At 72.5% G+C, this 12,302-nt stretch carries 12 protein-coding genes; 9 read left to right on the forward strand and 3 right to left on the reverse strand.

The features are described from left to right. Positions 1–59: 59 nt before the first annotated feature. Complete coding sequence (locus tag ACIQOW_RS01565; protein ID WP_401078452.1) at positions 60–890, reverse strand: tryptophan 2,3-dioxygenase; 831 nt, start codon at positions 888–890, stop codon at positions 60–62. A 190-nt stretch (positions 891–1,080) separates the two neighbouring features. Here ACIQOW_RS01565 and ACIQOW_RS01570 point away from each other — a divergent pair, with 190 nt between their 5' ends. Both ACIQOW_RS01570 and ACIQOW_RS01575 read left to right on the forward strand, forming a co-directional pair. Next, entirely contained in the window at positions 1,081–1,545 is a 465-nt protein-coding gene (locus ACIQOW_RS01570; RefSeq protein WP_223244969.1) for an Lrp/AsnC family transcriptional regulator, read from the forward strand. A gap of 77 nt (positions 1,546–1,622) precedes the next feature. Continuing rightward, positions 1,623–2,162, forward strand: coding sequence for an NADPH-dependent FMN reductase (locus tag ACIQOW_RS01575; protein ID WP_401078455.1), 540 nt, complete (start codon positions 1,623–1,625; stop codon positions 2,160–2,162). Between the two features lie 46 nt (positions 2,163–2,208). Here ACIQOW_RS01575 and ACIQOW_RS01580 read toward each other — a convergent pair whose 3' ends face one another. Next, on the reverse strand, positions 2,209–2,841 hold the full coding sequence (locus ACIQOW_RS01580) for a MarC family protein (protein WP_188299409.1): 633 nt from the start codon (positions 2,839–2,841) through the stop codon (positions 2,209–2,211). A 214-nt stretch (positions 2,842–3,055) separates the two neighbouring features. Between ACIQOW_RS01580 and ACIQOW_RS01585 the strand changes: the two genes are divergently transcribed. The 3 genes from ACIQOW_RS01585 (at position 3,056) to ACIQOW_RS01595 (ending at position 6,520) form a co-directional block, all read left to right on the forward strand. After that, positions 3,056–3,616 carry a DoxX family protein gene (locus tag ACIQOW_RS01585; protein ID WP_401078458.1) on the forward strand — a complete coding sequence of 187 codons (561 nt, stop codon included), beginning with the start codon at positions 3,056–3,058 and terminating at the stop codon, positions 3,614–3,616. A 160-nt stretch (positions 3,617–3,776) separates the two neighbouring features. After that, positions 3,777–4,400, forward strand: a complete 624-nt coding sequence (locus ACIQOW_RS01590; RefSeq protein WP_401078461.1) for an FxLYD domain-containing protein — start codon at positions 3,777–3,779, stop codon at positions 4,398–4,400. A gap of 302 nt (positions 4,401–4,702) precedes the next feature. Continuing rightward, positions 4,703–6,520, forward strand: a complete 1,818-nt coding sequence (locus tag ACIQOW_RS01595) for a glycosyl hydrolase family 18 protein (RefSeq protein ID WP_188296343.1) — start codon at positions 4,703–4,705, stop codon at positions 6,518–6,520. A 195-nt stretch (positions 6,521–6,715) separates the two neighbouring features. Here the strand turns inward: ACIQOW_RS01595 and ACIQOW_RS01600 are convergent, their stop codons facing one another. Next, positions 6,716–7,297 carry a MarR family winged helix-turn-helix transcriptional regulator gene (locus tag ACIQOW_RS01600; protein ID WP_401078465.1) on the reverse strand — a complete coding sequence of 194 codons (582 nt, stop codon included), beginning with the start codon at positions 7,295–7,297 and terminating at the stop codon, positions 6,716–6,718. Positions 7,298–7,441: 144 nt separating this feature from the next. Between ACIQOW_RS01600 and ACIQOW_RS01605 the strand changes: the two genes are divergently transcribed. The 4 genes from ACIQOW_RS01605 (at position 7,442) to ACIQOW_RS01620 (ending at position 12,295) form a co-directional block, all read left to right on the forward strand. Next, positions 7,442–8,746 (forward strand): MFS transporter, encoded by a 1,305-nt coding sequence (locus tag ACIQOW_RS01605; RefSeq protein WP_401078467.1) that lies wholly within the window; start codon positions 7,442–7,444, stop codon positions 8,744–8,746. A gap of 209 nt (positions 8,747–8,955) precedes the next feature. Continuing rightward, on the forward strand, positions 8,956–10,578 hold the full coding sequence (locus tag ACIQOW_RS01610) for a dolichyl-phosphate-mannose--protein mannosyltransferase (RefSeq protein ID WP_401078469.1): 1,623 nt from the start codon (positions 8,956–8,958) through the stop codon (positions 10,576–10,578). A 47-nt stretch (positions 10,579–10,625) separates the two neighbouring features. Beyond that, the gene (locus ACIQOW_RS01615; RefSeq protein WP_401078472.1) at positions 10,626–11,411 is read left to right on the forward strand and encodes an ABC transporter permease; all 786 of its coding nucleotides are present in this window, start codon (positions 10,626–10,628) and stop codon (positions 11,409–11,411) included. A 296-nt stretch (positions 11,412–11,707) separates the two neighbouring features. After that, positions 11,708–12,295, forward strand: coding sequence for a TMEM165/GDT1 family protein (locus tag ACIQOW_RS01620; RefSeq protein ID WP_188296349.1), 588 nt, complete (start codon positions 11,708–11,710; stop codon positions 12,293–12,295). Positions 12,296–12,302: the final 7 nt, after the last annotated feature.

Genomic DNA, 12,302 nt, shown 5'->3' on the forward strand with positions numbered 1-12,302 from the left:
CGTCCCGCTCGTCCTGGCCGTGCCGCTCATCCCGGTCGTGCCCGCCGGGGCCCGGCCCGTCACAGGCCGTCCCGGATCGTCCACAGCTCGGGGAACACGTCCTGCTCGGCCGACCTGCGCAGCCAGGCCAGCCCGCTGGAGCCGCCCGAGCCCGGCTTGGCGCCCATGGTCCGCTTGACCGTCGAGAGGTGGCGCTGGCGCCACCTGGTGACCCGCTCGGCCACGTCCAGCAGCGCCTCGCCGAGCGGCTGGAGCCCGGCGAACTCCGGCTCGGTGTAGACCCGCCGCCAGGCCGCCTCGATCTCCGCGGACGGCTGGTAGCGCTCCTCCGAGGGGGTCCGCCGCGGGGCCACGCCGCGCCGCGCCAGCAGCGCCAGCGCCTCGTCGTACAGGCCGGGGGAGCGCAGCGCCTCGGTCAGCTCGGCCTGCGTCCGCGGCATGCCGTCGTACATCTTCAGCAGCGCGGCGTTCCGGTTGCCGAGCAGGAACTCCAGGTGCAGGAAGGCGGAGGACTGGAAGCCGGAGGCCTCGCCGAACAGCGAGCGGAAGGAGTTGAACTCGCGCGGCGTCATGGTGGCCAGCAGGTCCCAGGACTCCACCAGCACGTCCTGGGTGTGGGTGCTCCGGCGCAGCGCGGCCAGCGCGGCGGTCAGGTCGTCCTCGCGCAGCGCCCGCAGGGCGAGCGTCCACTCGTGCCGCAGCAGGTCGAACAGCAGCTCCATCACCTGGGTGGTGACGATGAACGACAGCTCGGACGGCTCCTCGCTGAGCGGGTGCTGCAGGCCGTGCAGCTCCTCCAGGCGGGCGTACTGGGCGTACGGGGTGCCCCGGCCCGGTGCTCCGTCCCGACCGAACGACAGGTTGGGCGTCTGCGCCGTGTCGTGCCCCATCCCGATCCCTCCTGATCCCTCCGGGCCGCGTCGCCCGGTCTCCGGTGAACCAGACGGACCGCCGGGTTCCACCGGTGCCCATTGTGCGGCGGCGGTGCCTCCCGCTTGAATGGTCGACGGGTATCGCAACCGCCTTCCGAGCTGTCGTTCGCAAGGCGTTCCGCCGATTCGCCTTGTGATTGGAAATCCGTTGGTTCCGACCACCCGGGAGGCCGTCCTGGACGCCGTCGACCGTCGCCTGCTGGCCGAGCTCCAGGCCGACGCCCGGCTCTCGTACAACGAACTCTCCCGCCGGGTGAGCCTGTCCGCACCCGCGGTGGCCGAACGGGTCCGCCGGCTGGAGTCCGAGGGGGTGATCAGCGGCTACCACGCCCACGTGGACCTCACCAGGGCCGGGCTGCCGATCACCGCGCTGGTCCAGATCCAGTGCTACGGCCCGCGCTGCGTGCTGCGCGACCCCGACGTGCCGACCTGGCCGGAGGTGGTCCAGCTGCACCGGGTCACCGGCGGGGCGTGCTGCGTGCTGCTGGTCGCGGTGTCGACGATGGCCGAGTTCGAGGCGGTGTGCGACCGGCTCGGCGGCTACGGCCAGCCGTCCAGCTCGATGATCCTGTCCAGCCCGGTGCCCTGGCGCCCGGTGGTGCCGCCGCGCTGACCGCCGGTGCCGCGCCGACCGCTGCCGCGTCGTCGCCGGCTGTCCTTGACGCGGACGTCAGGGAGTAGGTTCCGGGCATGCCGAACGATCGCCACATCCTGCTGCTGCCCGGAAGCCTGCGGGTGGGCTCCACCAACGAGACCGTGCTGCGCACCGCGGCCGCCGTGGCCGCGGCCACCCCGGGCCTGCGGACCACGTACTACGCCGGACTGGCCGGGCTGCCGCACTTCGACCCGGACCAGGACACCGATCCGCTGCCGGAGCCGGTGGCCGCGCTGCGGGCCGCGATCGAGGCGGCCGACGCGCTGCTGGTCTGCACCCCGGAGTACGCCGGGACGCTGCCGGGCGCGTTCAAGAACCTGCTGGACTGGACGGTCGGCGGGACCGAGATCTCGGACAAGCCCGCCGGCTGGATCAACTCCGCCGGCCCCGGCCGCGGCCTGGGCGCCGAGGCCACGCTGCGCACCGTGCTCGGCTACACCGGCGCGGCCGTGCTGGACGAGGCCTGCGTCCGGCTGCCGCTGGAGCGCGGGGCGGTCGGCGGGGACGGGCTGGTCGCCGACCCGCGGGTGCGCGAGCGGATCGGCGAGGTGCTGGCCCGTCTGGCTGCCGGCTGAGCGGCCGAGGGGCTGAACCGTCGGAATCCGGTCGCCGGGGAGCGGCTCAGTGCCCCTCCGGCAGGTGCACCCCGAGCCCGGCCAGGCCCTCCAGGAACAGCTCGACGCCGACCGCCGCCAGCAGCAGCCCGAGCAGCCGGGACAGCACCTCCAGCGAGGTGCGGTGGGTGCGCCGCATCAGCGGGGCGAGCACGGCCACGCAGAGGTAGTTGATCACCGCGACGGCGACGTACGCCCCGGCGACGGCGGCCTTCCAGCCCCAGTTGTCCTGGTTGAGCGAGGCGACCAGGACGGCCGTGATGGCGAGCGGGCTGGCGATGTACGGCAGCAGCAGTTCGCGGATGCCGTCCACCAGCGGGTTCGCCAGGTGCTCGTCGTCGTCGCCGTCCGAGCCGAGGTGGACGCCGAAGACCAGGGCGACGGCGTAGACGAAGAAGATCGCCCCGCCCGCGAGCTGGAGCGACTGGTCGCTGATGTGGAACAGGGTGGTCAGCTCGTCCGCCCCGAAGCCGAGCACCAGGCCGATCACCGCGGAGATGACCGTGCTCAGCGCCGCCAGCCGGCGCAGCTCCAGGTTGCTCCTGGTCCCGGCCAGCCGGGCGAAGGACAGCAGGGTCTTCGGCGGGCCGACCACGGCGAAGAAGGTGATGAAGGCGCTGGCCAGGTTGAAGACGAACATGGGCCAAGCATGACCGCGGGGCCCCACGCGGCCGGTCCGCCACGCCCCGCGGCCGGGCGTGGCGTGAATCTCCTCGCCCGGCGGTTCATTCCTGGTCGCGGGCGAATTCGCCCGGATGGCGGCCCCGGCTCGAAGGGGCGGGCGCCCTCGCTTCCCATGGAGGCAGGACTGCCTCCCGGCAGGACCGCTCCGCCGCGGAAACGAGGATTGCGACATGTGCCTGAACCGTAAGGACCTGGGCCTGCTGGCCCTGCGCAGCGCGGTCGGCGGGGTGCTGATCGCGCACGGCACCCAGAAGCTGTTCGGCTGGTTCGGGGGCGGCGGCCTGGAGGGCGCCACCCAGGCCATGGAGCACATGGGCTTCCACCCGGCCCGGCAGAGCGCGCTCGCGGCCGGCCTCGGCGAGGCGGGCGGCGGCGCGCTGCTGGTGGCCGGGCTGGCCACGCCGGCGGCCGGCGCGGTGGTGGCGGGGACGATGGCGGGTGCGGTGTCGGTGCACGCCCCGGCCGGCTTCTTCGCCGTGTCCGGCGGCTACGAGTACCCGGCCTTCCTCGGCGCGACCGGGCTGGCGATCGGTCTGGCCGGTGCGGGCCGGTACTCGCTGGACCACCTGACCGGCCACGTCCTCGACCGCCCGTGGGTCGGGCTGGCGGCCTTCGTGGCGAGCGCCGCCGGGGCGTACGGCGTGGTCGCGCGGCGCCGGCACGTGGTGCGGCTGCGCGAGGAGCGGGCCGCGGTGGAGACGGACACCCAGGAGGGCTCGGGGCTCTCGTAGGGCTGCCCCAGGGCCCGTTCTCGCACGGCCTGCCGTCCTGCGCCCCGGCGGCCGCTTCACCCGGAGGCAGCAGCCCTGCTGGCGGCGGTCCACCGCCCCTCGGAGGGTGGGCGGGGAGGCGTGCCGGGAGGCCCGGCGCCGACCGGAAACGAGGGACCGCATGGACCGCCAGCCGCTCACCCGCGCCAGCTCCCCGACCCCGCCGAGGGCCACCGCGCAGGACCTGGACGCACCGCCGGTGCGCAGCCGACGACGGGTGGCGGCGGGGGTGGTGGCGCTGGCGGTGCTCGGCGCCGCGGTGCTGGCCGGCTGCTCGTCCGGCAAGAGCGCGAGCACCGTGGCCTCCGAGGCGGCGGCCGCGGTGGAGAAGGGCGCGAGCGCCGCCGCCTCCGCCGCCTCGGCGCTGGCCACGGCGGCCGGCGGGGCGGGCGCGGCGATCGCCTCGGCGGAGGCGAAGGCCTCGGCGGCGGTGTCGGCGGCCTCCTCGGCCGTCGCCGGGATCAAGGGCGGGCTGGACGCCAAGGGGGACGTCACGGCCGGGGCGGCGACCACCGGTTCGGACGGCAAGGCGGAGGTGCCGCTGACCGTCACCAACCACGGCCAGCAGTCGTACCGGTACGTGATCCAGCTGAACTTCACCGACGAGTCCGGCAAGGTGCTGGACGCGACCGCGGTGACCGTCCAGGACGTGGCCGCCGGGCAGAGCGCCCAGGCCACCGCGCACGGCAACCGGGAGCTCACCGGCACGGTGAAGGCCGAGGTGGCCAACGCCGTCCGCTACTGACTCAAGCCGAAACCGCCCAGCTCAGCAGGGGGTTGGAACCTTAAGCGGGGCTCAAGGCCCAACAGGACCCCTTGACGGGGCAGTTGGTCTAGTCCATTTTTATTGCCCAGGTGCAGGGAGCCCCTGAACCGGCGTCAGCAGCCTTGTGCTGCTGACGCCGGTTTGGCACATCCCGGTAGTCCGTCATGGTCTGAAACCGCTCGATTCCCCACCCATGCCTGTCATGTCCCGGTCGTCCGGCCCCACCCCGGACGCGTGCCCCCGGGGCGACGGGAACCCCCACAACCAGGAGTCACGCACCCATGCTGCGCTCACGCATTGAAAGGGCCGGGACCCCGGCTCCGCAGGAGGGCCGGCGCCGCCGTCCCAAGAGCCTGGCCGCCATCGCGGCCGGCACCACCGCCTCCCTGCTGCTCGGCGCCGGCCTGGCGCTGTCCGGCGGCGCCGCGGCCAACGCCGCGACCACCAACTCCACCGGTGCGGCCGCGAGCAGCGGTGGCATCAAGGTCGCCTACTTCGACCAGTGGTCGATCTACGCGAACGCGTACTACCCCAAGACGATCCAGGACACCGGCGTCGCCAAGAACCTGGACTACCTGATCTACGACTTCGCCAACATCCACCCGACCGACCTCGGGTGTTTCCAGGCGACCAAGGCCGCCGACACGAACGACAACAACCCCAACGCGGGTGACGGCGCGGCCGACGCGTTCGCCGACTACCAGAAGAGCTTCGGCGCGGACATCTCGGTCGACGGCGTCGGCGACGTCTGGAACCAGCCGATCGCGGGCAACTTCAACCAGCTGAAGAAGCTGAAGGCGAAGAACCCGAACCTCAAGGTCCTGCTCTCCATCGGTGGTTGGACCTACTCCAAGTACTTCTCGCCGGCCTCCGCCACGGACGCCTCGCGCAAGCACCTGGTGTCGTCCTGCCTCGACATGTTCATCAAGGGCAACCTCCCGCAGGAGGGTGGCTTCGGCGGACCGGGCACGGGTGCCGGCGTCTTCGACGGCATCGACATCGACTGGGAGTACCCGGGCGGCGGCGGCCACACCGGCAACATCTCCAGCCCGGCCGACAAGCAGAACTTCACGGCCCTGCTGAAGGAGTTCCGCACCCAGCTGGACGCCCAGGGCAAGACGGACGGCAAGACCTACGCCCTGGCGGCGGCGGTCGGCGCCGGCCAGGACAAGATCATGAACGTCGAGACCGACAAGATCGGTCAGTACCTGACCTTCCTCGACGTCATGACCTACGACATGCACGGTGGCTGGGACCCGCAGGGTCCGACCAACCACCAGGCCGCGCTCTACTCCGGCCCGAACGACCCGTCGGGTCCGGCCAAGCCGGGCAACGGCAAGTACTCCATCGACAACGCCATCAAGGCGTGGACCGTCGGTGACAAGGAGTACGGGATCCCCGGCGGCTTCCCCGCCAACAAGATCAACATGGGTGTGCCGTTCTACTACCGCGGCTGGACCGGGGTGAAGGACAACGGCAAGCACGGGCTCTTCCAGCCCGCCACCGCCCCCGCGGGCGGCGCCGCGAACTCGGGCAACGTCCCCGGCATCCAGATGTACAAGGAGCTCGCGGGCTTCGTCGACAACCCGGCCAAGACCTTCTGGGACGACGAGGCGAAGGCCACGTACTTCTACGACGGCAACACCTTCTGGAGCGGTGAGGACGCCAAGTCGATCCAGGCCAAGCTCGACTACGCGCACTGCAACGGCCTCGGCGGCGCCTTCGTCTTCTCGCTGTACGACCTGGGCACCAAGACCGCGCTGTGGGACAAGGTCGTGAGCGCCACCAACGGCTCCGCCACCGGCTGCCCGGCCCCGCCGACCGGCACGCCGACCCCGACCCCGACCGACACCCCCACCGGGACGCCGACCGGCACCCCGACCGGCACCCCCACGGGCACGCCGACCGGCACCCCGACCGGCACCCCGACCGGGCCGGCCTGCCAGGCCGCGCCGAGCTGGGACACCAACACCACCTACGCGACCTCGACCAAGGTCTCCTGGAAGGGCCACTACTACACCAACAAGTGGTGGACCAAGGGCGACGACCCGAGCCAGAGCGGCCAGTGGGGCGTCTGGACCGACAACGGTCCCTGCTGACGGTCGACGGACCGCCGAGGGCCTGACGGACCCTCGCAGCACCTGACGTGACGAGTCCGGCCTGCCGGGAGGTTCATCCTCCCGGCAGGCCGGACTCATGCGTTCTCCCCGGCTGTGCGCCCCGGATGTTCTCCGGGCTCCCGGGTCGCTCCCAGGGCGGCTCCCCGTGTCGCTTCCGGGGCCGCCTCCCGCGGGCTACGCCGGGTCCGAGGCGCGTCCGGGCGCGTCCGGGCGGCTCTCCTCGATCCGCCGCAGCATCCGCTCCAGCATCGAGGAGAGCACGGTCCTGTCCTCGGCCGGGACGTCCTGGAGCAGCTCCTCCTCGAACACCGCCGCCATCCGCATCGACTCCAGCCACTTGTCGCGGCCGGTCTCGGTCAGCTCGATGATCACCCGCACCCGGTTGCTCTCGTCCCGCTCCCGGGTGACCAGGCCGTCGGCCAGCATCCGGTCGATCCGGTGCGTCATCGCCGCCGGGGTGAGCCCGAGCCGCTTGGCCAGCTCGCCGGGGCCGAGCCGGTACGGGCTGCCGGAGACCACCAGCGCCTTGAGCACCTCCCACTCGGCGGAGGTGATTCCGAGCACAGTCAGCTGCCGGTCGTACGCCACGCCCATCCGCCGGGAGACCCGGTTGAGGGTCTGCACGATCGTCTCCACCTGGGGGTCGACGGTGGGGAACTCCCGCTGGTAGAGGGCCACCTGCTCGGCGATGCCGAACTCCAGGGGGGTGGCCGGGGCGGGCTTGCCGGTGGCCGGCCGCGGCTTGTCCGTAGTCATGCGGACCAGTGTCGCACGAGCGTGCACTCCTTAAGCCTTTGACTCCGCACTCTTCCGGTGCTAAGACTTCATCTCGTCAAACTTTAGCTCTGAACTCTTCTGGATCTAAGAGTATCCAGTCGAAGCCAGGAAGGGATGTGCACGGTGACCGGCACGGTGAAGCAGCAGAGGCAGCAGCGGCGTGGAGCGGGCGGCCCGCTGCGCCGCGTCCAGATCGGCAACGCGCTCAGCGCGTTCGGCAGCGGCTTCACGATGCCGTACATGTTCGTGTACGTGGACCAGGTGCGCGGGCTGGGCTCGCTGGCGGCCGGGATGGTGTTCACCGTCTTCGCGCTGGCGGCCCTCGCCGTGCTCCCGTTCATCGGCCGCGGCATCGACAGGTACGGCCCCCGCCCGGTGCTGCTGGCCGGGACGGCGCTCGCCGCCACCGGCGCGTTCGCCTTCGGCCACGCCACCGGCACCCCGGCCCTGCTGGTCTCCTCCTTCCTGTTCGGCGCGGGTGTCACCACCTGCCAGCCGGCGCTCGCCACGATGATCGTCCGCTGCTCCACCGCGGCCACCCGCTCGCACGCCTTCGCGCTCCAGTTCACCCTGGTCAACCTGGGCATGGGCATCGGTGCGCTGGTCGGCGGGCAGATCGTGAACGTGTCGGACCCGGCCAGCCTCACCCGGCTGTTCACCATCGAGGCGGCCACCTTCCTCGGCCTCGCCCTGGTCACCGGCACCGCCCGGATGCCCAAGCTCCAGCTGAGCGTCGTCCAGGAGAAGACCGAGGGCCCGACCGGCCTGCGCGCCCTGGTCGCCGACAAGGCGATGCTGCGGCTCTGCCTGCTCGCCGGGCTGATCTTCTTCACCTGCTACGGCCAGTTCGAGTCCGGTGTCGCGGCCTTCGCCACCGACACCGTCGGCACCGCGCCCTCCACCCTGGGCTTCGCGATCGGCGCCAACGCGCTGACCATCGTGGTGCTCCAGATGTTCATGGTGCGGATCACCGCGCGGCGCCGCCGCACCACCGCGATGGCCGCGGCCGGCGTGGTCTGGCTCGGCGCCTGGGCGATGGCCCTGGTGGCCGGTCTGATCAGGACCGAGACCATGGCCGCCACGGTCGCCATCGTCTCGATCTACGCCCTCTTCGGGGTCGGCGAGTCGCTGCTCGCGCCCACCATGGGCCCGATCGTCGCGGACCTCGCCCCGGCCCGGATGCTCGGCACCTACAACGCCGGGTACGCCCTGGTGAAGCAGATCGCGATCGCGGTCGGTCCGGCCGTCGGCGTGCTGCTGGTCGGCTCCGGCACCTGGCCGCTCTACCTGGCGGCCATGGCGGGCTCCACGGTGCTGATCGTCGTCATGGCGATGCGGCTGCGTCCGTACCTCACGCCGGAGCAGGACAACGCGGCCCCGGCCGTGGTCCACACGGTCCCGGTCCGGGAGCTCCAGACCGCCGCCTAGCGGAACGGCCCCGAGGGGCGTCCACGACGGGCGCCGACCAGGTCACCTGGTCGGCGCCCGTCGCGCTTGGCTTCGCGAGCACCGCCACATAGTGTCAGTGGCTGTTGACCGCCGACCCGGCCCCGGCCGGCGCGGCAGGCCCCCGGGGCGAGCCAAGCGCCGGGCAGAGCCAGGACACAGGCAGAGCAGACAGGCGAATCGGCGAGGCTATGACGCAAGCGGCGCTCACGCACCCACCGGCGGCCCCGGCCCCCGCCGCCCCGGCACCGGCCCCGCGCGGGGGCCTGGTCCGCTGGGCGGCCGACCGCTCCGGCTGGCTCGGACCGATCGGCGTCGCGCTCTTCGCCGGCCTGCTGCGGTTCTGGAACCTCGGCTACCCCCGTGCCTTCGTCTTCGACGAGACGTACTACCCCAAGGACTCCTGGTCGCTGCTCCGGCAGGGCTACGAGGGCACCTGGCCCGACCATGCCAACGCCGACATCCTGAGCCACCCGCAGTCGATCCCGCTGAGCTCCGCGCCCGAGTTCGTCGCGCACCCGCCGCTCGGCAAGTGGGTGATGGCGATCGGCGAGCAGCTGTTCGGACTGACCCCCTTCGGCTGGCGGTTCATGACCGCCCTGCTCGGCACCGTCACCGTGCTGATGCTGGCCCGGATCGGCCGCCGGCTCCTCGGCTCCACCCTGCTCGGCTGCACCGCCGCACTGCTGATGTCGGTGGACGGCCTCCAGCTGGTGATGAGCCGGGTCGGCCTGCTCGACGGCATCCAGATGTTCTTCGTGCTCGCCTCCTTCGGCAGCCTGCTGATCGACCGCGACCACGTCCGCGCCCGGCTGGCCGCGGCTGTCGACGGCGACACGGTCCGGCTCGGGTGGCGCCCCTGGCGGATCGCCGCCGGGGTGTTCGTCGGCGCGGCCTGCGCGGTCAAGTGGAACGGCGCGATGATCCTCGCCGCCTTCGGCATCCTGACCGTCCTGTGGGACCAGTCCGGCCGCCGCGGGGCAGGGGCCCGCCGCCCCTGGCGCTCCATGCTGCGCCGGGACGCCGTCCCCGCCTTCCTCGCCATGGTCGGGTCCGCCTTCGTGGTGTACGTCGGCTCCTGGAGCGGCTGGCTGGCCACCGGCGGCACCGGCGCCGACGGCGGGGGCGGCTACGACCGGCACTGGGCCGACGGGCGCGCCGGCCTCTCCCCGGACAGCGTCCTCGGCGTCCCGCTGCCGCAGGTCCCCATGAGCTGGGTGCCCGCGCCGCTGCGCAGCCTGTGGCACTACCACGCGCAGATGTACGACTTCAACACCGGCCTGAGCACCCCGCACACCTACCAGTCCAACCCGTTCTCCTGGCTGGTCGACGGCCGCCCGGTCTCGATGTACTGGGAGCAGATCCCGGACGGGCAGCGCGGCTGCACCTCCTCGGGCGGCTGCGCGGCCCAGATCCTCGGCCTCGGCACGCCGTTCCTGTGGTGGACGGCCTGCTTCGCGCTGGTCTACCTGCTGTGGCGCTGGTTCTTCCGGCGGGACTGGCGCTCGGGCGCGGTGCTGTGCGCGGTGGCCGGGATCTACCTGCCCTGGTTCCAGTACCAGGAGCGGACGATCTTCTCCTTCTACATGGTCGTGCTGGTGCCGTTCCTGTGCCTGGCCGTCGCCCAGATGCTCGGGGCGATGCTCGGCCCGGCCGGATGCAGCCCGGAGCGCCGCCGGATCGGGGCGATCGGGGCCGGGGCGATCGTGCTCGCCATCGTCGGCTGCTTCGCCTTCTTCTACCCGCTCTACACGGCGGAGGTGATCCCGATGTCGTCCTGGCAGGACCGGATGTGGTTCACCAGCTGGATCTGACGGGCCTGGCCGATGGGCTGGATACGTGACGTGACGGGCCGGAACTGATGGGCCCGGTGGGCCTGGCGGCGGCCGGGGGCCAGCTGCTGCCGGTCACCCCGGTGCTCGGGGTGGTCACCGCGGTGCTGTTGCTGGCCGCCGTCGCGGTGGCCGGATGGTGCCTGCTCGGCCACGGGCACGCGGTGCTGCGGGCCGGGCTGCGCGCGGTGGTGCAGCTGGCCGCGGTCGCCGCGGTGATCACCTGGGTGGTCGGTTCGCTCTGGTGGTCGGCGTTGTTCGTGGTGCTGATGTTCACCGTCGCGGTGCACACCGCGGGGCGTCGGATGACCCCGGGGCCGGACTGGGTCCGGGCGGCCGCCCCGATCGGTGCCGGGGTACTGCCGGTGCTCGCCCTGCTGCTGGGCGTCGGGCTGCTGCCGCCCCGGGGCCTGTCCGTCATCCCGGTCGCGGGCATCCTGATCGGCGGCGCGCTCAGCGCGACCTCGCTGGCCGGCCGGCGGGCGCTGGACGAGCTGCGGCTGCGGCACGGCGAGGTGGAGGCCGCGCTGGCGCTCGGCTTCGAGGAACGCGATGCCCGGCTGGAGATCTGCCGGACGGCGGCGGCGACCTCACTGGTCCCTGCGCTGGACCAGACCCGGACGGTCGGCCTGGTCACCCTGCCCGGGGCGTTCGTCGGGATGCTGCTGGGCGGGGCCTCGCCGGTCCAGGCGGGGGCGGTGCAGCTGTTCGTCCTGATCGGGTTGCTGGCGGTGGAGTCGGTGGCCATCGTGGTGGTGCTGGAATTGGTCGCTCGCGGGCTGATCGCGGTCGAGCCGGGCGGGGGCGGCCGGTAGGCGGAGCAGCCTCCGGGGACCGGCTGGGTTCCCGGGGCGGGGCGGTCTCCCCTGGCCGGCAGGGTTTCCGGATAGGCGGTTGACGCCGTCCGGTACGCTTGGGCCCGTTGAAGGGGAGTAGCCCTCCACCGGACCGTCGACATACTGGCCCCCAGGGGCCCGGCGCCCGGGGCACCGTCCGAAGGGCGGCGCCGGCGAGACCTTCGGCCGCAGTGCTGTGACCATGACCAGTGCTGTCGGGCCGGAGCGTCCCCTGACGGAGCCGCGGTGGCCGGGCAGCCCGACCGAGGAAACTTCTGATGAGTCTCACCGTTGCCGCGTTGACCTTCGGCATCATCTTCCTGGCCGAACTGCCGGACAAGACCGCGCTGGCCAGCCTGGTGCTCGGCACCAAGTACCGCGCGAGTTACGTCTTCGCGGGCATCGCCGCCGCCTTCGCCCTCCAGGTGGGCCTCGCGCTCGTCGCCGGGCACCTGCTCACGTTGCTGCCGCACCGCTGGGTGGAGGGCGTCACCGGCGCGCTGTTCCTGGTCGGCGCGGCGATGCTGCTGTTCCACGGAGGTGGCGACGAGGACGAGCACGCGGCCAAGGAGCCGTCCTCGAACAGCTTCTGGAAGGTGTCAGGGGCGAGCTTCGTGGTGGTCGCGATCGCCGAGTTCGGCGACCTGACCCAGATCATGACCGCCAACCTGGCCGCCAAGTACGCCGACCCGCTGGCCGTCGGCATCGGCTCCTGGCTGGCGCTGTGCGCGGTCGGCGGGATCGCCATCGTGGGTGGGCAGAAGCTGCTCAAGCACGTGCCGATGAAGCTGATCATCCGGGTGGCGGCGACGATCATGGTGGTGCTGGCGGGCATCAGTATCTTCGGGGCGATCACCGGCTGACGCGGGC

It is taken from the genome of Kitasatospora sp. NPDC091335, assembly GCF_044757205.1.
GTDB lineage: Bacteria > Actinomycetota > Actinomycetes > Streptomycetales > Streptomycetaceae > Kitasatospora.

What these genes read in the sequence shown, in the direction of transcription:
- ACIQOW_RS01565 (WP_401078452.1), bottom strand. Translation starts at nt 890, where the DNA reads ATGGGGCACGACACGGCGCAGACGCCCAACCTGTCGTTCGGTCGGGAC.
- ACIQOW_RS01575 (WP_401078455.1), top strand. Translation starts at nt 1,623, where the DNA reads ATGCCGAACGATCGCCACATCCTGCTGCTGCCCGGAAGCCTGCGGGTG.
- ACIQOW_RS01580 (WP_188299409.1), bottom strand. Translation starts at nt 2,841, where the DNA reads ATGTTCGTCTTCAACCTGGCCAGCGCCTTCATCACCTTCTTCGCCGTG.
- ACIQOW_RS01585 (WP_401078458.1), top strand. Translation starts at nt 3,056, where the DNA reads ATGTGCCTGAACCGTAAGGACCTGGGCCTGCTGGCCCTGCGCAGCGCG.
- ACIQOW_RS01590 (WP_401078461.1), top strand. Translation starts at nt 3,777, where the DNA reads ATGGACCGCCAGCCGCTCACCCGCGCCAGCTCCCCGACCCCGCCGAGG.
- ACIQOW_RS01595 (WP_188296343.1), top strand. Translation starts at nt 4,703, where the DNA reads ATGCTGCGCTCACGCATTGAAAGGGCCGGGACCCCGGCTCCGCAGGAG.
- ACIQOW_RS01600 (WP_401078465.1), bottom strand. Translation starts at nt 7,297, where the DNA reads ATGACTACGGACAAGCCGCGGCCGGCCACCGGCAAGCCCGCCCCGGCC.
- ACIQOW_RS01610 (WP_401078469.1), top strand. Translation starts at nt 8,956, where the DNA reads ATGACGCAAGCGGCGCTCACGCACCCACCGGCGGCCCCGGCCCCCGCC.
- ACIQOW_RS01615 (WP_401078472.1), top strand. Translation starts at nt 10,626, where the DNA reads ATGGGCCCGGTGGGCCTGGCGGCGGCCGGGGGCCAGCTGCTGCCGGTC.